The 21,801-nt window shown below is 70.1% G+C and carries 21 protein-coding genes and 1 pseudogene; 14 read left to right on the forward strand and 8 right to left on the reverse strand.

Annotation, left to right across the window (positions count from 1 at the left end):
* Positions 1–67 precede the first annotated feature (67 nt).
* Positions 68–1,306: an amidohydrolase family protein gene (locus ALI22I_RS09995; RefSeq protein ID WP_077005175.1), complete on the reverse strand. Its 1,239-nt coding sequence runs from the start codon at positions 1,304–1,306 to the stop codon at positions 68–70.
* A gap of 177 nt (positions 1,307–1,483) precedes the next feature.
* Complete coding sequence (locus tag ALI22I_RS10000) at positions 1,484–1,996, reverse strand: hypothetical protein (protein WP_077005176.1); 513 nt, start codon at positions 1,994–1,996, stop codon at positions 1,484–1,486.
* Positions 1,997–2,165: 169 nt separating this feature from the next.
* Here ALI22I_RS10000 and ALI22I_RS50630 point away from each other — a divergent pair, with 169 nt between their 5' ends.
* From ALI22I_RS50630 to ALI22I_RS52350, 6 genes are all read left to right on the forward strand, one after another.
* The gene (locus ALI22I_RS50630; RefSeq protein WP_179118173.1) at positions 2,166–2,669 is read left to right on the forward strand and encodes a hypothetical protein; all 504 of its coding nucleotides are present in this window, start codon (positions 2,166–2,168) and stop codon (positions 2,667–2,669) included.
* 715 nt (positions 2,670–3,384) lie between these two features.
* Complete coding sequence (locus tag ALI22I_RS10010) at positions 3,385–3,645, forward strand: hypothetical protein (RefSeq protein WP_202970908.1); 261 nt, start codon at positions 3,385–3,387, stop codon at positions 3,643–3,645.
* Between the two features lie 94 nt (positions 3,646–3,739).
* Positions 3,740–4,375, forward strand: coding sequence for a cation diffusion facilitator family transporter (locus ALI22I_RS10015; protein ID WP_077005177.1), 636 nt, complete (start codon positions 3,740–3,742; stop codon positions 4,373–4,375).
* A gap of 140 nt (positions 4,376–4,515) precedes the next feature.
* Positions 4,516–4,740 carry a hypothetical protein gene (locus tag ALI22I_RS53430; RefSeq protein ID WP_238598256.1) on the forward strand — a complete coding sequence of 75 codons (225 nt, stop codon included), beginning with the start codon at positions 4,516–4,518 and terminating at the stop codon, positions 4,738–4,740.
* 133 nt (positions 4,741–4,873) lie between these two features.
* Positions 4,874–5,239 (forward strand): hypothetical protein, encoded by a 366-nt coding sequence (locus ALI22I_RS53435; RefSeq protein WP_238598257.1) that lies wholly within the window; start codon positions 4,874–4,876, stop codon positions 5,237–5,239.
* The gene (locus tag ALI22I_RS52350; RefSeq protein ID WP_238598258.1) at positions 5,193–5,585 is read left to right on the forward strand and encodes an integrase core domain-containing protein; all 393 of its coding nucleotides are present in this window, start codon (positions 5,193–5,195) and stop codon (positions 5,583–5,585) included. The genes ALI22I_RS53435 and ALI22I_RS52350 overlap by 47 nt, the downstream gene beginning before the upstream one ends.
* Before the next feature lie 8 nt (positions 5,586–5,593).
* Here ALI22I_RS52350 and ALI22I_RS54590 read toward each other — a convergent pair whose 3' ends face one another.
* A complete protein-coding gene (locus tag ALI22I_RS54590; RefSeq protein WP_202970909.1) occupies positions 5,594–5,989 on the reverse strand; it encodes an NAD(P)-binding domain-containing protein in 396 nt (131 codons plus the stop codon).
* 29 nt (positions 5,990–6,018) lie between these two features.
* Positions 6,019–6,435 carry an NAD(P)-binding protein gene (locus tag ALI22I_RS54595; RefSeq protein ID WP_202970910.1) on the reverse strand — a complete coding sequence of 139 codons (417 nt, stop codon included), beginning with the start codon at positions 6,433–6,435 and terminating at the stop codon, positions 6,019–6,021.
* Between the two features lie 154 nt (positions 6,436–6,589).
* Here ALI22I_RS54595 and ALI22I_RS10030 point away from each other — a divergent pair, with 154 nt between their 5' ends.
* The 4 genes from ALI22I_RS10030 (at position 6,590) to ALI22I_RS10045 (ending at position 11,008) form a co-directional block, all read left to right on the forward strand.
* Positions 6,590–7,345: an SDR family NAD(P)-dependent oxidoreductase gene (locus tag ALI22I_RS10030; protein WP_077005178.1), complete on the forward strand. Its 756-nt coding sequence runs from the start codon at positions 6,590–6,592 to the stop codon at positions 7,343–7,345.
* A gap of 16 nt (positions 7,346–7,361) precedes the next feature.
* Positions 7,362–7,685 carry a hypothetical protein gene (locus ALI22I_RS10035; protein WP_077005179.1) on the forward strand — a complete coding sequence of 108 codons (324 nt, stop codon included), beginning with the start codon at positions 7,362–7,364 and terminating at the stop codon, positions 7,683–7,685.
* A 417-nt stretch (positions 7,686–8,102) separates the two neighbouring features.
* Positions 8,103–9,584 (forward strand): family 43 glycosylhydrolase, encoded by a 1,482-nt coding sequence (locus tag ALI22I_RS10040; protein WP_077005180.1) that lies wholly within the window; start codon positions 8,103–8,105, stop codon positions 9,582–9,584.
* A 38-nt stretch (positions 9,585–9,622) separates the two neighbouring features.
* A complete protein-coding gene (locus ALI22I_RS10045; protein WP_077005181.1) occupies positions 9,623–11,008 on the forward strand; it encodes a glycoside hydrolase family 43 protein in 1,386 nt (461 codons plus the stop codon).
* 133 nt (positions 11,009–11,141) lie between these two features.
* Here the strand turns inward: ALI22I_RS10045 and ALI22I_RS10050 are convergent.
* Both ALI22I_RS10050 and ALI22I_RS10060 read right to left on the reverse strand, forming a co-directional pair.
* A pseudogene (locus ALI22I_RS10050) lies at positions 11,142–11,471 on the reverse strand (helix-turn-helix domain-containing protein); the annotation flags it as partial.
* Positions 11,472–12,710: 1,239 nt separating this feature from the next.
* Complete coding sequence (locus ALI22I_RS10060; protein WP_238598259.1) at positions 12,711–13,313, reverse strand: SIS domain-containing protein; 603 nt, start codon at positions 13,311–13,313, stop codon at positions 12,711–12,713.
* An 86-nt stretch (positions 13,314–13,399) separates the two neighbouring features.
* Here ALI22I_RS10060 and ALI22I_RS10065 point away from each other — a divergent pair, with 86 nt between their 5' ends.
* A complete protein-coding gene (locus ALI22I_RS10065; protein ID WP_077005183.1) occupies positions 13,400–14,107 on the forward strand; it encodes an SDR family oxidoreductase in 708 nt (235 codons plus the stop codon).
* Positions 14,108–14,509: 402 nt separating this feature from the next.
* Here ALI22I_RS10065 and ALI22I_RS10075 read toward each other — a convergent pair whose 3' ends face one another.
* Positions 14,510–15,598, reverse strand: a complete 1,089-nt coding sequence (locus tag ALI22I_RS10075) for a glycoside hydrolase family 3 C-terminal domain-containing protein (RefSeq protein WP_077005185.1) — start codon at positions 15,596–15,598, stop codon at positions 14,510–14,512.
* A gap of 16 nt (positions 15,599–15,614) precedes the next feature.
* Positions 15,615–15,977 (reverse strand): integrase core domain-containing protein, encoded by a 363-nt coding sequence (locus ALI22I_RS48980; protein ID WP_077005186.1) that lies wholly within the window; start codon positions 15,975–15,977, stop codon positions 15,615–15,617.
* 408 nt (positions 15,978–16,385) lie between these two features.
* Here ALI22I_RS48980 and ALI22I_RS10085 point away from each other — a divergent pair, with 408 nt between their 5' ends.
* From ALI22I_RS10085 to ALI22I_RS50635, 3 genes are read left to right on the forward strand one after another with little or no spacing between them, the layout of a single operon-like run.
* Positions 16,386–17,261 (forward strand): SDR family NAD(P)-dependent oxidoreductase, encoded by an 876-nt coding sequence (locus ALI22I_RS10085; protein WP_077005187.1) that lies wholly within the window; start codon positions 16,386–16,388, stop codon positions 17,259–17,261.
* A 47-nt stretch (positions 17,262–17,308) separates the two neighbouring features.
* Positions 17,309–20,488: a bifunctional cytochrome P450/NADPH--P450 reductase gene (locus tag ALI22I_RS10090; protein WP_077005188.1), complete on the forward strand. Its 3,180-nt coding sequence runs from the start codon at positions 17,309–17,311 to the stop codon at positions 20,486–20,488.
* A gap of 3 nt (positions 20,489–20,491) precedes the next feature.
* The gene (locus ALI22I_RS50635; RefSeq protein ID WP_077005189.1) at positions 20,492–21,682 is read left to right on the forward strand and encodes an MFS transporter; all 1,191 of its coding nucleotides are present in this window, start codon (positions 20,492–20,494) and stop codon (positions 21,680–21,682) included.
* Positions 21,683–21,801 lie beyond the last annotated feature (119 nt).

Raw genomic sequence — 21,801 nt, forward strand, 5'->3', positions numbered from 1 at the left:
TCCGGCGCAGCCGAGGCCGACGGCTCCGAGAAGGCGGCCGGTGGGCGGGAAGGCTCTGGTGGGGTGTTCATCGCAGGCCCGCTTCTCCTGGCGTGTGCGGCAGTGCGACGGGGTGCCCGGCCCGGTAGACGGCCTGTACGCGGCGCAGCGCGGTGGGGTCGGTGGTCGGGTCTGCGTGGACGGCGAGGAGGTCGGCGTCCCATCCAGGTAGCAGCCGTCCCTTGCTGCGCTCCAAGCCGCAGGCGTGAGCCGCGGTGGAGGTGGCCGCACGCAGGGCTTCGAGGGGTGTCAGGCCGATTGGGCCGGCGAGCTGGGCAATGCCGTAGGGCAGGACGTCGTGGGGCTTGTCGGAGGCAATGCCCGCATCTGTGCCGGCGGTCAGCCGTGCGCCGGCCGCATGCAGGGCGGACCTGGCCTGGTTGATCACTGACCGCCGGACGTCCGCCGCAGCTGACAGAGGCTGGCCCGAGGGCAGCGCCCCCACGGTCGTACCGACGAAGACACCGCTCGCGGCAATGCGCTCCACCAGGTACGGGTCGGCATCCACACCGCCGGCGGTCATGAAGGTGACATGCTCGAGTGTGTCGAACCCGGCCTCCAACGCAGCGGCGATCGAATCCGGCCCATGGACGTGCGCGACGGTCTGAAGACCGAACCGGTGTGCCTCCTCGACGACGACGCGCAGCTGCCCCAGCCCGTACTGCTGCTGGTGCGGGGAACTCCCGGCGGTCATCACTCCGCCGCTGGCCATCACCTTGACCACGTCGCTGCCGCGCTCGTAGCGATCACGCACCGCCGCGCGCAGTGCCTGAGGCGAGCCGGTGGTCTCGCCTCCCAGGAAGTGGCAGTGTCCCGCGGGCGTCGTGATCGGCGGGCCGGCCGCCACCACGTGCGGGCCGTCCTGAGGGCAGTCCGCCCCTTGCCGGCGCACCGCCAGCGACAGGTAGTTGCGGTCGCCCAGATCCCGCACGGTGGTGATCCCTGCCCGCAGCGCCTTCCCGGCAGCGGCACGCATGTTGTCGAGCACGATGCTGTCGTCGGCGGCCATCAGATTCGCGGCGGCCTGGTTCGTGGCATCGAAACCCAGGTGGACATGGGTATCGATCAAACCTGGCAGGAGCCAGGAACTCGCTCCCAGATCCCGGACCACCGCACCCTCAGGCGGCGCCGCACCCGAGGTGTCGACGTCTTTGATCTTCCCGTCCTCGACCAGAACCATCCCCGGCCCCAGCACCCGCTCGCCGTCGAACAGACCGCCCGCCCTCAACGCCCACAGCACGTTCGAGGCCGTCGTGCCGATCGTCATGATGCTCCTGCTGCGGATACCGGGTCTCAAAGGCAAGATGCTACAGACATGGGAACACGCACGACGGCAGCCAGTAGCAGGCGCCGCCGGACAACAACTGGCACTGGTCGGCCCCGGCATGCGGATCTGTGTCAGGGCGATGGTGTGCAGGGTGTTGTTGAGCAGCCCGGCCGGTACCTACATACAAGTCGGCGCCGCACCCCGTGCCGTCGGGTAGACAGCGTCCGACGGGTACCGCAGCGCGTCCAGCTGCGGCCAGTTGTCCCACAGGTCGTTGACGACACACCACATGTTGGCGTTGGCGGCGACGTGCGCGCCGTTGTCGGTCGACGTCGGGCCGGGGGAGAGGCTGAGCACCATGGGTCGGCCGCTGCGCTGGATCGCGAGCTTGTAGCCCTCGATCTCGGCCTGCCGGTAGGTCGGCGCGGCGATGTCGTCGATCTTGACGTAGTCCACGCCCCACGAGGCGAGGAGCTTGAACTGGGAGTCCAGGTAGGACTGGGCGCACGGGTTGCCCATGTCCAGGCCCCAGTTGAGGTTGAGCCAGGCCGCGGTGGTGCCGTTGTCGATCTCGTTCGCGCGGCAGTTCGTGCCCGGCACCGGGAGGTTGTCGGCGACCACCTGGCGCGGGATGCCCCGCATCAGGTGCACGCCGAACTTCAGGCCCGCGGCGTGGATGTAGTCGGCCAACGGCTTGAACCCGTTCGTGCCCGCGGCGGAGGGGAACCGGGTGGTGTCGGGCAGCAGCAGGCCGTCGGCGTCGGTGCGCAGGCGGGGCTGGAAGTTGGCGTCCTGGTTCGGGCTCCCCGTGCCGGCCCGGGTAGTACCAGGCCCAGTCGATGACGATGTACTGCCAGCCGTGCTGCTCGAGGTTGTCCCTCATGTAGTCGGCGTTGGCCTTGACCTGGGCCTCGGTGACGTTCCAGTTGAAGACGGTGTCGAACGTCTGGCCGTACTTGCCGTCGCGGTCGCGGAGCAGGAAGCGCAGGGACTCCATTCGATGCCCGAGGTCGGCGGCGAGGTTCCTGGCCTGCTGCGTCGTCCACTCCTGGGTTGGGTGAGCGGTGACGCCGGTGATGTGAAGGCGTCTGGTGCCGTGTTCGAGGAACACCAGTGCGTACAGGCGCCTGCTGAGCACGGTATCGAGGTGGAGGAAGTCCGCCGCGATGATGCTTTGGGCCTGGGCGGTGAGGAACTCCCGCCAGGTCGGACCGGCGCGGCGGGGTGCCGGGTCGATGCCCGCGGCATGCAGGATCTGCCGGACCGTCGAGGCGGCGCTCCGGTGGCTGAGCCGGGCCGGCTCGCCCTGGCTTCGTCGGTGGCCCCACCGCGGATTCTCCCTGGCGAGCCGCGGTGCGAGTGACCTGACCGCGGCTCGGGTGGATGGACGTCCGGTGTGTCTGCGCGCGGTGTGGTCCCACTTTCCGGTGACGAATCCGCGGTGCCGGCCGCGCAGGGTTGTGGGAGTGACCGGGAAGACCTCCCGCCGGCGCCGCCGGTCCACCAGCCCGGACAGGGCGGCGAACCGGAACCGGTCTGCGGGCTCGTAGCGGACCGGCTGGCCGGTAGCCGTCGAAGGACCGCGTTCTCGTGGCGCAGCACGAGCAGTTCGGCGTCCTTCGCCGCCTCGCTGCGGAGCAGGACCGACGGAACAGACAGCAACTCCCGGGTCACCCTCTACACCAGGGACGCGATCACCCAGGCATGCTCTCAAGGGGCGCTCTCATCGTTCTACCAGCGGCGATGACTTTTCGAGCGGCACAGGTTCGGACTGCGTTCGATCATCGTCGAGAGGCTCCTCGATCAGGACCCTCAAGCCTTCGCCTGGTAGGTAAGGCCGAAGTCCCAGTCAGGCGGGACGACGTCATCGCGGATCACAGTCCGCCCGTAGACGTCGACAACTTTGAAATGGTGACGATGAAGGCCTGACGGAGCTTGCGGGTGGACGGGGCGGAGAAGACGGTGCTGACCGAGCTCACCACGGCCTGCCCGAACGTCCCGATCACGGCGGTGGACGTGGACACGATCCGCTGATACACGACTGGGACAGCCTGGGCTGGCAGCCCGAGGCGGCGCTGGTGGGGGCAGCTTCGGGGGCGTTCGCCAACGTGCCGCCGCCGTCGCTGGTCCCGGTCGAGAGCTCGGCCGCGTTCATCGAGGCGTACCAGGAACTCCGCGGGCGTGCGTTCACCGCGGAGGAGTGGGAGATCGCGTGGGCGGGAGCATGTGGACGGCGGTGCACAACGCGCGTTGGGAAAGTTCTGCACGGTGACGCGCCGGTGTCCCTCAACGCTGTCCGGGAGCAGGCGGCTGAGCGCCTCCGCAGAGCGAACTGCTGACCACGGCTATGATCACGCCGCCGGTGATCAGGCGATTGTTCGGCCGATGCCGCCCTGACTCCCTGATCCAGAGATCGTGCCTTGAGGAGCAACCGTGAAACAGCCCGAGGCGCTGCCGGACGTGAGCGGCGATGCCGCGCGAAAGGCCTTGGTGCTGCAGTACATCACGATCGGCTACAACGTGGTCGAAGGCGTCATCGCGGTCGGCGCCGGTCTCGCCGCGGCGTCGGTGGCGCTGGTCGGCTTCGGGGTCGACTCGGGGATCGAACTCGTCGCCGCGCTGCTGATCGCGGTCCGGCTTCGTACCGCGATCCGCACAGGTGCCGTCGACGAACGCAAGGAGTACCGGGCTCTGCGCTTCGTGGCACTCACGTTCTTCGCCCTGGGCGCTTTCATTCTCTTCGAGAGCATCCGCGAAGTCGTCGTCCAGGCCAAGCCGGAGAAATCGTTGGTCGGTATCATTCTGACCGGGATCTCTGTCGTGACCATGTCCTTTCTCGCCGCCGCGAAACGCCGGAACGGACTAGCGATGAACTCGCGGCTCATCGTTGCCGACGCGGCGGAAACGCGACTCTGCGTCTGGCTGAGCGTGACCACGTTCCTCGGCTTGGTGGCTTACGCCGTGCTCGGCTGGACCTGGCTGGACGCGGTGGCAGGACTGGTCATCGCGCTCTTCGCCATCAACGAAGGGCGTCGCGCCTGGGCTGGCGAGCTGACGTGTGACGTGTGACCTCAGCCGGCCGCGCACCGACGACGTCATGCGCGCCGCCTGCCTCACCCTGCGCACCCTGTGGGGTTCCAGAACTCCGCACTCGGGCGCTGAGCTGCAGCGATCGCGCATCATGGACGGTAGGGGCATGATCATGGGGCGTGGCGTTACGACTGCTCTACCTGATCTTCGTCCGGGTCGTTGGCTGGCTGGTTCTGCTCGGCCGGTCGTCGGCGGCCAAGGACGTGGAGTTGCCGGTGCTGCGGCACGAGATCGCCGTGCTGCGCCGGACCAACCCTCGCCCGCGGTTGGACTGGGCCGACCGCGCTGTGCTCGCCGTGTTGGTGCGACGCCTACCTTCTGGTTACGACACCACCGGCTGGTGACCCCAGGCACCGTCCTGCGCTGGCACCGACGCCTGGTCGCGAAGAAGTGGACCTACCCCAACCGCACCGGCCGACCACCGATCGATGACACCGTCGTGGCGTTGATCGAGCGGATGGCCCGCGAGAACGCCGCATGGGCTACCGCAGGATCCAGGGCGAGCTGCTCAAGCTCGGCCACCGGGTAGCCGCCTCGACCATCCGCCGCGTGCTCAAGCGCCTGCGGATACCGCCCGCACCCCAGCGCGACATCGACACCTCGTGGCGGCGATTCCTGCGCACCCAGGCCGCGAGCATGTCGGCCTGCGACTTCTTCCACGTCGACTGCGCCCTCACCCTCAAACGCGTCCACGTGTTCTTCGTGATCGAAGTCGCCACCCGCTACGTCCACATCCTCGGCACCACCACCCACCCCGACGGGGGCATGGACCACCCAACAAGCCCGCAACCTACTCATGGACCTTGGAGACCGGGCAGACGGCTTCCGGTTCCTCATCCGTGACCGGGCCGACCAGTTCACCGCCTCGTTCGACGCGGTCCTCGCCGACGGCGGCATCAAGGTCGTGAAGATCCCGCCACGGTGCCCGCGAGCCAACTACTACGCCGAACGGTTCGTCGGCACCGTCAGACGCGAAGTCACCGACCGACTACTCATCCTCAACGAACGCCACCTGAAAACAGTGCTGCGGCGCTACGTGGCCCACTACAACCACCGCCGACCACACCAAGCCCTACAACTCACTCCGCCACGACCAGACCACCCGATCGCAGAGCCGAGCCGTACCTCGATACGCCGCCGACCAGCCCTCGGCGGCATGATCAACGAGTACGAACCCACAGTCGCCTAATCCGCGGGTCAGACAACGTGGCCGACTTCTGGCACCCCACACGGGCTTTGCAGGCCAAGGCGACGCGGGTCGCCGTTCAGCAGCCGCAGGAGCGCGCCGAAAACCCTTTGCTCCAGCCACATCGGCAGTTTCGGGCCACTCGCCGCGATGGTGTCCACCGGGCGGCCGAACAGGTGCTTGGGGATGAACCAGTAGCCGCGCCGCATGCTGATCACGGCGTGGTCGGCGCTGCGGGCGACATCGCAGGCGATGTCACAGCCGGAGTTTCCGGCGCCGACGACCAGGACCCGCTTGCCCTTCAGCTCGTCGGCGCTGCGGTAGGTGACCGTGTGGCGCACCTCGCCGGTGAAGTTCCCCGGCACCTCCGCGACGTTGGGGTACCACTGCACTGCACGCCCGAGCACAGCACCACGTTGGCGTGCCGGCTGCGCCGTCAGTCGGCACGCGCGACCGTCCAACCGCCGTCGGCGTCCTTGTCCACCTTGGTGACCTCGACGCCGAACTCGATGCGCCCGGTCAAACCGTAGGCGTCGGCGAACGAACGGAGGTAGGCGAGGATGTCCCGGTGCGGCGGGTAGTCGGCGTAGGACTCGGGCATCGGGAACCCGCCGAAGCCGGACAAGGTCCTGCTGGAGATGAAGTGCGCCGACTCGTACATCGGGCTGCCTGGGTTGTCGATGTCCCAGAGACCGCCCACGGCGCTGTGGCGTTCGAGATGGGTGTACGGCAGACCGCGTTCCGCCAACGCCCGTGCCACCGCGAGCCCCGCCGGTCCGGCGCCGATGATGCAGGTGTCGCCGGACCGCGCGCTTCCGTCGTCACGATGGGAGACGCCCTCGTTGACACTCATGCGCAGGGCCCTTTCCTCGGAGTTCACCTGGACGCAACGCTATTCGGCCGGGTCCGCCCGAATAAGGGCCTGCGCGGCCACACACCGGACACCGGCGGCCGGCGCCGTGGCTGGTTAGACCCGGCGGGCACGGTCCGGCGTTACGCTCCCGCCCATGTCCACGGCCCTGGTCACCGGCGCCGCCGCCGGCATCGGCGCGCAGTTCGCCCACCACCTCGCCCGCATCGGCTACGGCCTGGTGCTGGTCGCCCGCGACGAGGAACGACTCGACCGAACGGCCGCGGCCCTGCGCGCCGAGCACGGCGTCGCCGTGGAGGTGCTCGCGGCCGATCTGGCCACCGAGGACGGGATCGCGGCGGTCGAGCGGCGCGCGGCACTGGGAGCCGACCTCGTCGTCAACAACGCGGGCTTCGGCCAACGGGGCGATTTCCTCGCCTCGGATCTAGTCGGGGAACTGGCCATGCTGAAAGTGCACTGCGAGGCGGTGTTGCGCATCACCCGCGCCGCGCTGCCCCCGATGCTCGAACGCGGCAGCGGAGGCGTCATCAACGTCGCCTCTGTGGCCGCGTTCTTCTCCCGCGGCACGTACAGCGCGTCCAAAGCGTGGGTGATCACGTTCAGCGACAGCGTCCGTCAGCAGGTCGACGGCAGCGGAGTGCGGGTGATGGCGCTGTGCCCGGGTTGGGTGCGCACCGAGTTCCACGAGCGCTCCGGTATGGACACCACGGGGATTCCCGGGTTCCTGTGGCTCGACGCGGACCGACTCGTGGCGGCGGCGATGCGTGACCTCCGCCGCGGGGTCGCGGTCAGCGTGCCCGGCGTCGCGTACAAAGTCCTCATCGGACTCGGCAAGATCCTGCCCCGACGTGTCACCACCGCGTTGTCGGCCCGCGCCGGCAGCCACCACTGAACGGCAGGATCACCACATGCCCTTCACCGCCTCACGCGGCCTGGTGCGCCAGACCGAGCGCTGGTTCGTCCGGCGTGGCGCGCCCACCATGATCGAGGGGTACAGCTTCGTCGGGCACGTGCTGTCCCGGATGCTGCCGACGTCGGCCCTCGTGACGCTCGCGAGCCTGGCTTGGCGGGCGAGCGCGGCCGGTTCTGTCGCGGTGACATCGGCTGACGGCGGCCTCCAACCCGTCACGGATCTGGTTCCGGGACCAGTCTGCCACCACAGCCGTCGCCGTCGCGCCGCATCCGTCCAGGCCGCGCGGTTGTTGTTAAGAGTGTTAACGCTAACAAGCTGACTGCGAGGCGATCTAGAAGTAATGACGTTATCGCTAACATGTTTCGTCGGGGTACTTGTCCGTCGCGAAACCGGTGAGTTACGGTGCCGCCACCGCTCCCCGGCGTGTGACCCGGCACACGACGAGGCGCGGGCAACCCGTTCAGCTCGCAAGGAGGCGACGCATGGCTGCGCGCGAGTTCCCCGCGTCCGGGATGACATCGACCGGCGACCTGAGACCGACAGCCCGCCGATCCGTGCCGGTTTCCCCCGGCCGGTAACCGGATCCCGGTAGCCGAGCGGTAGTCCCGCCCGCGGCTTCCCCTCGCACCGCTCCACCGACGGTGGAGTGCGCTGCGCCCTGCCCGCGTCGTGCGGTCGCGGTCGTCCGCACCCGCACGAGCGGGTCCCGAAATCCCTGTGGCACCAGGAGTGGTCAATGCCGTTCACCCAGCCAAGAGGAGCCGCGCGGCGGTTCCTGTCGCTCGCCGCGGCCTGTGTCGTGGCGCTGTCGTCAGTGCTGGTCGGCCAGGGCGTCGCGGTCGCTGCGGCCGGCCCGTCGTTCGTCAACCCCGTCGTGCCCTTGCCGAACAGCGCGGACCCCACGCTGGTCACCTACAACGGCGCGTACTACTACGTGGCGACGACGTGGACCTCCGACATCGTGATGCGCAAGTCGACCACGATCGCCGCCCTGCGCAGCGCCCCCGAGCAGAAGGTCTTCACGGCCACCCAGGACGACGGCTGCTGCACGATGTGGGCCCCGCACCTGGAGCAGATCAACAACCGCTGGTACCTCTACTACTCGGTGCAGCCGAAGGCGGGCTTCGGCGAGCGCCGCACGCACGTGCTGGAGAGCGCGGGCAGCGACCCGTTGGGGCCCTACACCTACCGCGGCATCCTCAACCTGATGCCCAACGGCGGCTGGGCGATCGACGGCGCGGTGCTCAAGCTCAACGGCGCCAACTACTTCCACTTCTCCGCGTTCGGCTCGGACGGTCTCCAGTCGTTGTTCATCGCGCCGATGGACACGCCGTGGTCGGTCTCGGCGTTCGGTACCCGCATCTCCGCGCCCACGCTGGCCTGGGAGCGGCAGAAGGACGAGGTGAACGAGGGGTCGTTCGCGCTGCAGCGCAACGGCCGCACGTTCCTGACCTACTCGGCCAGCGCGTGCAGCGGTCCCGACTACAAGCTGGGCATGCTGGAGTACACGGGCGGCGACCCGCTGGCCCAGAGCTCGTGGTCGAAGTTCCCGAACCCGATCTTCCAGCGCAACGACGCGAACGGAGTCTACGGCCCCGGCCACCACTCGTTCTTCACCTCGCCCGACGGCACGGAGACGTGGATCGCCTACCACGCCAACGACTCGGCGTCGCAGGGTTGCGGCACGACCCGCTCCACCCGCGTGCAGAAGATCTCGTGGAACGCCGACGGCACGCCGAACCTCGGCACGCCGGTCTCCACCTCCACCGTGCTCCAGGGCCCCTCCGGTGAGACCGGCGGTCCCGTGGCGCGGGTGCACATCAAGAACCGGCACAGCGCCCTGTGCCTGGACGACTACAACTTCGGCCTCAAGCCCGGCGCCGAGGTCCGGCAGTGGACCTGCAACACCGCGCCCGTGCAGGACTGGTACCTCACCCCGGTCGGCGACGGCTACTACGAGATCTTCAACGGCTACAGCGGTCTGTGCCTGGACGACAAGGACTTCGCCACCGCGCCGGGTTCGCCGGTGCAGCAGTGGACGTGCAACGGCCTGGCCGCCCAGCAGTGGCGGCTGACCACGACCAACGGCCGCACCACGCTGGTCAACAAGCACAGCGGGCTGTGCCTGGACAACTACAACTGGGGCACGCAGCCCGGTGCCGAGGTCCGGCAGTGGACCTGCAACGGCCTGGCCGTCCAGCAGTGGGACCTCGCCTGATGCGGACACGGCAGCACGGATCGCGAAAGGAACCGATCATGCTACGACTCGCGCGGCTGGCTCTCTGCTGGCTCGCCATGACAGCGCTCGCCGTGGGCGTCGGCGCCACTCCGGCGCAGGCCCAGACGGCCGACGCAGCCTACGTGATGGGGTACTTCAAGGAATCGCTGAACGGTTCGGGCAACGTCAACGCCGTCCACCTCGCCGTCAGCAACGACGGTCTGGAGTGGACCCCGCTCAACGACAACAACGCCATCCTCACGCCGACCGCGGGCACCAAGGGCATCCGCGACCCGTTCATCACCCGGCTCAACAACGGCACGTGGGTCGTGCTGGCGACCGACATCCCCGTGGGCGGCTCGTTCACCAAGCCCAACCAGAACATCCACGTCTGGACCTCGCCCGATCTGGTGAACTGGTCGGCCGACCGGCTGCTCAACGTCAACAGCACCAACACGACGTCGTTCAGCTGGGCGCCCGCGGTGCACTGGGACCCCTCGCGCAACGCCTACGGCATCACGTTCTCCACCATCCCCCCGGGCGGCTCGCACGCGGTGATCTCCGTCGCCTACACCACCGATTTCGTCACCGCGACCGCGCCGGTCGTGTTCTTCGACGCCGGCACGGCCGTCATCGACTCCCACGTGATCACCAACGTCAACGGGATGAACTACCTGTACTACCGCAACGACGCCACGACCGGGATCATCGGCGCCCGCTCGACGTCGCTGGAGCCGGGCAGCTTCACCCGCTACAGCGGCGCGATCGGCGACAACCGGTGCACCGAGGCGCCGACGCTGGTCAAGTCGCTGACCGCGAACAAGTGGTGGCTGTGGGCCGACACCTACTGCCCCAACGCGAAGTTCGACCTGTGGGAGGGCGACCTCGCCGCGGCGACGTGGACCAAGGTCGGCCGGCAGTCCTACACCGCGCCGCTGAACGCCAAGCACAACACGATCCACCCGATCACCGCGGCCGACCGTGACCGCCTGCTCGCCCGCTACGGCGGCACGAGCTGGAACCGGGTCAAGTCGCTCAACTTCCCGGGCCACTACGTCCGGCACGCGAACTCCGTCGGCCGCATCGACGAGCAGCCGTTCGAGCCGCACCAGGACTCGCAGTGGCGGCTGCGGGCCGGCCTGTCCGACGCGAACGCCGTGTCGTTCGAGTCGGTCAACAGGCCCGGCTACTTCCTGCGGCACCAGGGCTTCGAGGTCAAGCTCATGCAGAACGACGGCACGTCGACCTTCGCCGCCGACGCCACCTTCACCCGGGTCGCCGGCCTCGCGGATTCCTCCTGGTCGTCGTTCCGCTCGGTCAACTACCCGACCCGCTACCTGCGGCACTCGGCCTTCGTGCTGCGCATCGACGAGATCTCCACCGCGACGGCCCGCGCGGACGCGACCTTCCACGTCGGCTACTGACCACGTCCGCGGACGTGGCCGGGCAGGCCACGTCCGCGGACCGAGTCCGGGCACGGTGGGGGAGCGGCCTTCCAGGCGGCGATCGCCGGAGCGCTCAGTGAACTCGCGTGACCACTACGTCCAGGTACGTTCATAAGTGCCGGCTGACCGTGCGCACCGAGACGGTCACGCCCTCGGCGGCCGGCTCCAGGGCGATGCGGCGGGCCGACCACTTGCGGTCCCGGCGCAGCCGCTCGATCCGGGCCACCACCTCGGCCGGGGTGGAGGTGGGCTGGTGGTGCGGCACGCTCGGGCGGTCGGCCAGGCCGGTCTCGCCGAAGCGGCGGTGGCGGTTGACCCACTTGGAGGCGCACTGCCGGGAGATGCCCATCTCGGCGGCGACATGCGCGATCGGGCGGGTTCGGCAGCGTCGGACCAGGCGGTGGCGGCCTTCGACGGACAGCGGGGCGTTACAGTGGAGCACGGGCGGCTCTTTGTGCTCGGCGGATGTGTTGGTCGCACTTCCATCCTGCCGCCGAAAGACCCGTCCCCTCGTCTCAGCCCCTACCGGCCGTCACCAACGTCATGGCCCGCAACAATTAGTGGCGGTTTGCGCTGAACGAGGGCGCAGGCAGACACACCACCAGGGCGTGGTACTGCGCGAGCAGGTCACCGGCGTCATCGCCAACCGCGTCCACACCGCCGACGGCCACGACAGCACCCCGGCGGCCGTGGTCTGGGCCACCGGGTACAGACCGGACTACAGCTGGCTGGCCATCCCCGCGACCGGCACGGACGGCACACCGCAGCACACCGCAGGGGACCAGCCCCGTTCCCGGCCTGTACTTCCCTCGGTCTGCCGTTCCAGTGCAACCGCGGATCGGCCCTGCTGGGCTGTGTCGGGCACGATGCCGCCTTGCTCGGCGCGCACTTGGACCGCCACCTGGTCGCCGGCGCCGTCAGGGCCTGCTCCGGGCACCCTGCCCAGCGCGGAACACACACGCGTTCTGCCGGATCCACCTCAGCACGCCGGTCCCGCACGGCGCGGTGACGGTCGGTCGTCGGACTCCTCCCGCGCAGTCCGCGCCCGCCGCGATCGCGTCGGAGCTGGGTCCTGCCGGCCCTGCAGTCGGTCTGCGCCATGGGCCCTTGGCCGGGTCGTACCCGATGCGCAGGTCGCCGGTCACCCGCTTGCGCCACGCCGGTTCCGCCGCGGGGCCTTGAGCCGCCGCACCTCCTCGTCGCCGAGCAGCACGGTGCTGGCCGAGGGCGACGACTGCTGGACGCCGCCACCCCGACAGTCCAGAACGAACTGTGGACCTGGCTCGCCGACCCGCTGACCGGGCGATCACTCGACCGACCGGGGTCCGCCGTCGCCGTCCTGCGACGAACTCCGGAGGACGAGCGGGTCGGCATGCCGACCGGGTGGCACGCTGCGTTCCGGGTACCTTTCAGGGCGTCGGAACGCTTGTCGTCGGCCGGAACATCGGCGAGGGCATGGCGCCCTCTATGACGCGCTCGACTGCGATGGTGTCGACGTCGTCCGTGTGTGGAATCTTGCTGCCTCGCGAAGGCTCCCGGGAGCGGCGGACGGCCGCGACCTAGAGCATTGGCACGTGGGCTCGGTAGTGGTTGAGGTGTCGCTCGTTGGCGGTGTCCCCGTCGGGGAGGTTGGAGCTTTGCCAGAGGGGGACGGACACGTGGTTTGCCGCGGCCAGTGTGGTCAGGCGGACCAGCAGGAGGTTCCACAGGTAGGCGGAGCAGAGGGTGGACAGGGCCGCGGTGGTTCCGCTGGGGGTGGGGACCACGGCGTCGCCGGGCGGGATGTCGGTGTCCAGTAGAACGTCGGCCAGTTCTCCGAGTTTGGCGAAGGATCGCGCCGGGGCGTTGTCCATGTGGGGCGGGAGGAGAACGCGACGACGTAGGCGCCCCGTCGCTTGAGTTCATGGGCGATCTCGACGGGGAAGGCGTTGACGCCCGAGTTGGAGAAGATGACACCGACGTCGCCGGGTTGGACCTGGGCTTGCGCGATCAGCGTCGCGGCCAGTCCGGGGACTCGTTCCAGTTGGGTGCTGGCCTGGGCGCCGTGCAACGGCAGCAAGGCGGGGTGGAACAGCGGGCGCACGCAGGCCGGCCCGCCCGCGCGGTAGAAGGTCTCCAGCACTGCGGCCAGGCTGTGTCCCGCGGCCGCGGTGTGCACCAGCAGGTCGGCCCGGACGACGTCGAGGAGCCGGTCGGCCACTGTGTCGAGTGCGGCGGCGTTGCGGTCTTCGATCAGGCGGAGATGCTCGCGCATCGCGGTGCCGAAGTCGCTGGGAAAGTCCACGGGTGCTCCTCGCTGGGGTGGCTGTAGGCGGCAAGCCACCACACATGGTCTAGACCAAGTTGCACTTCCGGGGTTAGTCTGCCTCCGTGAGCGATCCCGTGTTCCTGATCACCGGCGCCTCCCGAGGTATCGGAGCCGCCACCGCCCGACTGGCCGCCGAATCCGGCTACCGCCTGGTCCTCGTCGCACGCGACCAGCGCCGCCTGGCCGACCTCGCCACGCGGTTGGGCGCCCCCGACCGGACGTTGCCGATCTCCTGCGATGTCACCGACTGGGAACAACTCGGCGGGCTCGTCACCCGGGTACAGGACACCTGGGGTCGGCTGGACGTGGTCTTCGCCAACGCCGGCGCCAGCGTGGTGACCTCGTTTCTCGGCAACCACGGCGCGCCGCCGGACCAGTGGCGGGACATGGTGCTCGCCAACGTGTACGGCCCCGCGTTGACCGCGCGTGCCGCACTCCCCGCGTTGGTCGCCTCCGGCGGTCACCTCGTGCTGACCGGCTCGGCCGCGGGCCGCGGGGTGCGGCCGGGCAGCCTGTACTCGGCCACGAAATGGGCCGTCACCGGCCTGGCCCAGTCCATCCGCGCCGAGTGCGTCGGCACCGGCGTCCGGGTCACCCTGGTGCAACCCGGCCTGGTGGACACCGGCGGGATTCCTCCCGAACGGTCCCATGACCCCAAACTCGATCCCGCCGACATCGCCCGCGCGGTCCTCTACGCGGTCAGCCAACCGACCACCGTGGACGTCAACGAGATCCTCGTCCGCCCGGTCGGTCAGGACCCCCACCGCTGAACCGCACAGGTGTTCCGGGTCCACCCGACCTCGGCGTCGCGGGGTGAGGGCTGATCGTCCGATTCGGGTGTGCGGACGACGCCCGACCCCTGCCACGTCGTGACCGCCCACCTACCGCTGCCGCCACGGGCACGCCGGTGCCGCCACCACGCCACCGGACGTACGCAGGACCCTTACCCGGACGAAGACCATCTGCTCGCCCGCGTCGGCGAACTGCTCGTACATCCACGGAGCCGACGCATCGGGTTCGGAGGGTGGTAAGGACATCTGAGCCGGCGACCACCACCGCGTGGTGCGCCTCCGGTTCGACGACCGGATGCCGCATCCGCCGATCAGTGCCAGGTCGGCGGATGCGCACGGGGTCGGACGCCGCACCGTGGTCGGACGTCCTCGACAGGGGCATCAACGTCGGACGGCCACCTCGATGACGATTCGGTGGTCGACGTGCTCGTATTCGCGCTTGCGCAACCGCCGGGCGGGTCCGGTGAGTCGTACCTCGGCGGTGGCGGGCAGGTCCTCGCTCGACCGGCCCGCCGCCAGGACGATCACGCCGGGTTCGACGACGAGGTGGCCGTCCAGGCCGGTGTAGGCGAAGTGCTCGGCGTGCACGCGGAACACGACAATGGCGCGCTCACCGGCGGCAAGGTCGACCGCGGCGAAGGAGAGCAGGGCGCGGACCGGGCGGGCGACCTGTGCGACGGGGTCGGTGCCGTAGAGCTGCACGACCTCGACGCCTGCCCGGCCCCCGGTGTTGGCCACGTGGACGGAGACCTCGAACTCCTCGTCACACCCGACCTGCGTCCGGTCAACGCGCATGTCTGCGACGTCGAAGCGGGTGTACGACAGGCCGTGGCCGAAGGGGAACGTCGGGCTGGGGTCCAGGTTGGACAGCGCCGACTGCTTGCCGCCAAGGGGTGCGTGCAGATAGGTGTGCGGCTGGCCGCCGGGGGAGGAGCCGATCTGCGCCGGGAGCTTGCCGCGGAAGTTCGCGCGTCCGGCGAGCAGGCTCGCGAGCGCGGGGCCGCCCTCCTCGCCCGGCAGGAACGTCTGGACGATCGCGGCGGCGCGGCCGTGGAACCGGCCGACGGCGTAGGGGCGGCCGCTGCACACCAGCAGCACGGTCGGCGTGCCGGTGTCGAGCACGGCATCCACCAGCTGCTCCTGGACGCCGGGGAGGCGCAGGTCCTCGACGTCGCAGCCCTCTCCGGAGGTCCCGATGCCGAACATGCCGGGCAGGTCGCCGACGACCACCAGCGCGATGTCGGCCGCGCGGGCGAGGTCGACGGCCTCCTGGATGCCGGAGGTGTCGGGTTCGCGGACCGGGCAGCCGCGGACGTGCTCGAACTGGACGCCGGGCAGTTCGACGGCGAGCGCTTCGCGGAAGGTCGGCGCGGCGACGCCCAGGCCCAGTTCGGGGCGGTCGGACAGGACGTGGTTGGGGAACGAGTAGCACCCGAACATGGACCGTGTGGGGTGCCAGAAGTCGGCCATATGGTCTGACCTGCGGTTAGGCTGCTGTGGGTTCGTACTCGTTGATCATGCCGCCGAGGACTGGTCTGCGGCGTGTCGACGTGTGGTTCGGCTCTGTGATCGGGTGGTCCGGTCGTGGTGGGGTGAGTTGTCGGGCTTGGTGTGGTCTGCGGTGGTTGTAGTGGGCCGCGTAGCGGTCCGGCACCGCCCGCAGGTGGTGTTCGTCGATGATGAGCAGTCGGTTGGTGACTTCGCGTCGGACGGTTCCGACGAACCGCTCGGCGTGGGTGTTGGCCCGTGGACACCGTGGTGGGGTCTTCACGACCTGGGTGCCTGCGCTGGAGAAGGCCGCGTCGAACGAGGAACGAGTCCGCCAAGCCGGCCCCACCCACGCCCCCACGGGCACGAACCAGCCGGGGCCAAACAGTGGGGATCCGAACTGGCGGACGCAGCTCGGTGACGACTGGCGCCGGTCTGGACCGGCAACCGCACCCGCTTCCGCCTCAACCCAGGGCGGAAACCGCCAGCTCAACGCCGCCCTGCACCGGATCGCCCCGCACCGCCGCCAGTCGTCGGTGCCTGCTCACTGAACCGACCGATTTCGCTGTGTGATCGCCGCTGGAGTCAGGTCGCCCTGCTGCTGCCCGACGTGGCCGCTGTGGTCCCTTCCGTGGCCGCGTCGGCCAGTTCGCGGTGGACGCCGAGTGAATAGCGTCGTCTTCGTCAATCTCGACACGCGGGGAACAAGGCGTGTCGCCCGGCGGAACCACACAGACGCTCGTTACCCGACCAGAAGGACAGCGCAGACATGAACTACGACTTCCGGGACAAGGTCATCGCGGTCACGGGAGGTGCGGGCGGCATCGGCAGCGCCATGTGCCGGCGGTTCGCCTTCGGGGGCGCGAGGTGCGTCGTGGTCGACATCGACGAGATCCGCGCCGTGAGGGTTGCGGGTGAGTTGCCGGGCAGCGGGCATGTCGGCATCGGATGCGACCTGATGGACTGGGGGCAGGTCGAGCGGCTCTTCCAGCAGGTCGACGCGGCCTTCGGCCGGCTCGACGTCCTGGTCAACAACGTCGGCATGACCAGCACCGAGCGTTTCGACGTGCGCGACATCCCGAGCATCGAACGGGAGGTCGGGCTCAACCTCGTGTCGCCACTGGTCACCACGCGGCTCGCGATCCCGTTGCTGCGCGGCTCGCGAGACCCCAGGGTGATCAGCACGGTGTCCCTCGCCGGCATCTTCCCGCAGGCCGAGACGTCCGTCTACTGCGCGTCCAAGTTCGGGTTGCGCGGCGCGATGCTGTCGATCGGGCTCGACCTGCGCGAGAAGGGGATCCTGGCCGGATCGGTGCTGCCGTCGGCGACCGACACGCCGATGCTGCGCCTGGAGGCCGTCGAGGGCGGCAACTCGATGCAGTTCCAGGAGCCGCCGCAGCAGCCGTCCGACGTGGTGTCGGCCGTCGTCAGCATGCTGGACAAACCGCGGCTGGAGGCCTACGCCCGGCCGAGGGAGTCGCTCAGCGCGCGACTGGCGATGCTGGTGCCCAACCTGCTGCCGAAGATCCTTCCCCTCTTCCGCAAGCGCGGTGACCGCGGGATGGCCCGCTACCTGGAGGACCTGGAGCGCCGTGGCCTGGCCCGTCGGACCGATGGCCGCTGGGAGCTCGTGGCCGAGCGCTGACCCGTACGCGGCCCCGAACTCCTACCACCGCGAAAGGCAGAACCCCGATGACCCACGTCCACCAGACCGAGCCGATTCCCGAGCGCCCATCCTGGCCACTGGTCGGCCACGCCCTCGATATCCCCAGCGGTGTCGACGGCCTGCTGCACGTCATGGCCGAGGCCAAGGAACTCGGGCCGCTGTACCGGGTGCGCGTCTTCGGCCGGGAGATCAACTTCGTCTCCGGGCTCGACCTGGTCACCGAGCTGTCCGACGAGACCAGGTTCCGCAAGAACCTGCACCCCGACCTGGTGCTGCTGCGCGACATCGGCGGGGACGGGCTGTTCACCGCCTACAACGACGAGCCGAACTGGCGGAAGGCGCACGACGTCCTGATGCCCGCCTTCTCGTTGGGCGCCATGCGCGGTTACCACTCCACGATGCTCGACGTCGCCAGGACGCTGATCGCGAAGTGGGACTCCGCCGCGGGGACGAGCGCCGTGGAGGTCGCCGAGGACATGACCCGGCTGACCCTCGACACGATCGGGCTGTGCGGCTTCGGCTACGACTTCGAGTCGTTCGGCCGCGCCGAGGCGCACCCGTTCGTGACCGCGCTGTCGCGGGCGCTCGACTTCGCCCAGACCAAGGGCGAGGCGCTGCCGTGGACCGGCCTGTTCCAGTGGAACAAGGCCGAGCAGTACCGCGAGGACCTCGACTACATGAAAAACCTCGTCGACGACGTCATCCGCCGCCGCAGGGCTTCCGGCGACACCAGCGTCGACGACCTGCTCGGCCGGATGCTGCACACGCGCGACGAGCGGACCGGCGAGCCGTTGGACGACGTCAACATCCGCTACCAGGCGATCACCTTCCTCATCGCCGGTCACGAGACGACCAGTGGGGCGCTCTCCTTCGCGCTGTACTACCTGACCAAGCACCCGGAGGTGCTGGCGCGGGCACAGGCCGAGGTGGACGCGCTGTGGGGCGACGCCGCCGATCCCGAGCCGGAGTACGGTGACATCGGCAAGCTGACCTACATCCGGCAGGTGCTCAACGAGGGCCTGCGGCTGTGGCCGACCGCCCCGGTGTACGCGGTCGAACCGATCGAGGACACCGTGATCGGCGGCAAGTACGCGGTGCGCAAGGGCGAAGGGCTGCTGGTGCTGATCCCGCAGCTGCACCGCGACCCGGCCTGGGGCGACAACGTCGAGCTGTTCGACCCGGAGCGGTTCACGCCCGAGCAGGAGGCGGCCCGGCCCGTGCACCTGTTCAAGCCGTTCGGCAGCGGTGAGCGCGCCTGCATCGGTCGTCAGTTCGCGCTGCACGAGGCGACGCTGGTGCTCGCGCTGCTGGTGCACCGCTACCGGCTGATCGACCACACCAACTACCAGCTGAAGATCAAGCAGTCGCTCACGCTCAAGCCGGATGACTTCACGTTGCGGCTGGCCCGGCGCACCAGCGCCGAGCGCCGCCTGCCCGCGGCCACCGCGAGCAGCGCCGAGCCCACGACCGCCGCTGCCGCCGTTGCCCGCCGCGCGGTCGGAACCGCGCTGACCCTGCTGCACGGCTCCAACCTCGGCACGTGCACGGGCATCGCCGGTGACCTGGCCACCGATGGTGACGAGCGCGGTTTCACCACGACCGTGGCGCCGCTGAACGACGTCGCGGGCAAGCTCGGCGCGGATGGCGCTCCGGTGGTGATCGTGGCCGCCTCCTACAACGGCCGCCCCACTGACGACGCGGCGCGATTCCTCGCGTGGACCGAAGAGCTGGAACCCGGTTCGCTGGCGGGCCTGCCGTACGCCGTGCTCGGTGTCGGCGACCGCAACTGGGCCGCCACCTACCAGCGGGTTCCCGCGCTGATCGACGAGCGGCTGGCGGCGGCGGGCGCGACGCGGCTGCTGGAGCGCGGCGCCGCGGACGCCGCGGGCGACTTCGCGGGCACGGTCGACCGGTGGACGGCCGACCTGTGGACCGTCCTGCTGGAGCGCTACGGCACCGCAAGCGCGCCCGCCGCGGCCGAGACGGACACCGCTGCCGGGGTCTACGAGCTGGAGGACGCGTCCGAGTCGGTCACCGGTGAGCTCGCCGCCCGGCACGGTGTGCAGCCCATGGAGGTCCTCGAAGCCCGCGAACTGGTGGACCTGGACCACCCGCTCGGTCGCTCCAAGCGGTTCCTGCGCGTGCGGTTGCCCGAGGGCGTCACCTACCGCACCGGCGACCACTTCGCGGTGCTCCCGCACAACCCCGAGGGCTTGGTGCGACGGGTCGCGGACCGGTTCGGCCTCGACCTCGACCGCACCGTGCGGGTCAAGTCCCGGCGCCGTGGCCGCAACAGCCTGCCGGTCGACCGGCCGCTGACCCTGCGCCGCCTGCTGACCGACCTCGTCGAGCTGCAGGACCCCGCCACCCGCGAGCAGGTGGCCGTGCTGGCCGAGCACACCGCGTGCCCGCCGGAGCGCAAGCCGCTCGACGAGCTGGCCGCCGCGGGCGACCTCCACCACCGCAGCGTCCTGGACCTGCTGGAGCGGTACCGCGCCTGTGAGCTGCCCTTCGAGCGCTACCTCGAGATGCTGCCGGTGATGCGGGCCCGTCACTACTCGATCTCGTCCTCGGCGCAGGCGTCACCGGATGAGGTGGACCTGATGGTGTCGCTGCTGTCGGCGCCCCACCGCGGCGGTGACGGCACCTTCCACGGCATCGCGTCGCACTACCTGCAGACCGTCGACGCGGGCGACGTGATCCAGGCCAGGGTGCTCGCCGCCGGCGACGCCTTCCGCTTGCCGCTCGACCCGGAGATCCCGGTGATCATGGTCAGCGCCGGCACGGGCGTCGCGCCCTTCCGCGGCGTGGTGCTCGACCGCATGCACACCGGCGATCGCGGGCCGCTGCTGTCCTACTTCGGGTGCGACCACCCCGATGTCGACTACCTGCACCGCGCCGAGATGGAGGCGGCGCAGGACGCGGGAGCGGTGAGCATGCGCCCCGCGTTCTCGCAGGCTCCGGAGAACGGCGTGACCTACGTCCAGGACCGCATCGCCGCGGAAGGCGACGAGGTCTGGGAGCTCCTGCAGCGCGGCGGCCGGGTCTACGTCTGCGGTGACGGGCGGCGGATGGCGCCGGCGGTGCGCGAGGCGTTCCAGGACCTGTACCGCAAGCACACCGGCGGCGACGACGACCAAGCGGCCGCGTGGCTTGCCGGGTTGCAGGAGTCCGACCGGTACGTCGAAGACGTCTGGGCGGGCTGAGCGGTGGGGAAGCCGAGCGGTGCGGTGTTGTCCCTCGGCGTCGCGGTGGCGCTGGTCGCCGGGGTCGCGATGGGCAGCGCGGGCACGAACGTGATGCCCGTGTTCATCGACGACTTCGCGGCCCGCGACGGGTTGTCCGGCGCGGGGGCGGGACTGGTCGGTGCGGCGCAGCTGACGGCGACCGCCGTAGTGACGCTCCTGCTCGCCGCCCGCGCGGCCAGGCCGGGACGGGTAGGGATGGCGCGCCTCGGCCTGGCGCTGACCGCGTTCGGGTCGGTCTGGGTGGCCGCGGCCGACGACCCGGTCACGTTGCTGCTGACCAACCTGCTGCTGGGCGGAGGTCTCGGGGTCGTCTACGCGGCGGCCACGGCGGCGCTGGCAGCGGTCGAGGACTCCGACCGGGCCTCCGCGGTCGCCGTCGCCGGCACGGTGGCCGTCGCCGCATTGATGATCATGGCGGTGCCGGTCGCGAACGAGCAGTGGGAGGGAGCCGGGTTCCTCGTGCTCGCGGCGTGCTGCCTGCCCGCCTGGTTCCTGGTGAGCAGGCTGCCGGAACGCCCCACCTCGGCCACGGGCGCCCCGGCCGAGGCTCGGCCGGGCCGTCCCTCGGCCGTGCTGCTGATCGGCACGGCGGTGCTCTGGGCCGTTACCCAGGGCACCTGGGCCTACGCCTCCGTCCTCGGCCGTGAGCACACCGGCATGGAGACGTCGACCGTCTCGGTGGTCCTGGCGGTGTCCAGCGTCGTGGCGCTCGCCGGCGCGGTGGCGGGAGCACCCGCCGCCCGCCGGTTCGGCCGGCTGACGTCGATGGTGGTCTTCGTCGTCGTGGAGGCCGTCGCGATGGCGGTGGTCGTGATCAGCGACGAGCCGGTGCTGTTCACCGCGGCGGCGGTGGTCTGGCAGGCCTGCCAGCTGGCCGTCCTGGTCCAGATGGTGGCCGCGGCGGCGGTGCTCGACCCGTCCGGGCGCTGGGTCGCCTCGCTCAGCGGCGCCTCGGCGCTGGGCACCGGCGCCGGCCCGCTCGCCGTGGGGCTGCTCCTGGACAACGCGGGGGCGCAGGTGCTGGGCGTGGCGTTCGCGATCGGCATGGTGGTCGCGTCGCTACCCCTGCTCCGGATGACCACGGCCGCCGATCGCGGGCGAGCCGATCGCGGGCGACAGGACGGACCGGTGCCCACCGCCGCACGGCCGTAGCCGCCTTTCCGATCGCCTGGTGGGTGAGCCGGTCGAGCGGCCGCTGAGGTCCCCTCCCTGACCGGCGAGGCCAGTTCCTGGTGAACGCCGAATGAATACGGTCTTCTCAGACCGCTGAA

It is taken from the genome of Saccharothrix sp. ALI-22-I (assembly GCF_001984175.1).
Taxonomy (GTDB): Bacteria; Actinomycetota; Actinomycetes; order Mycobacteriales; family Pseudonocardiaceae; genus Actinosynnema.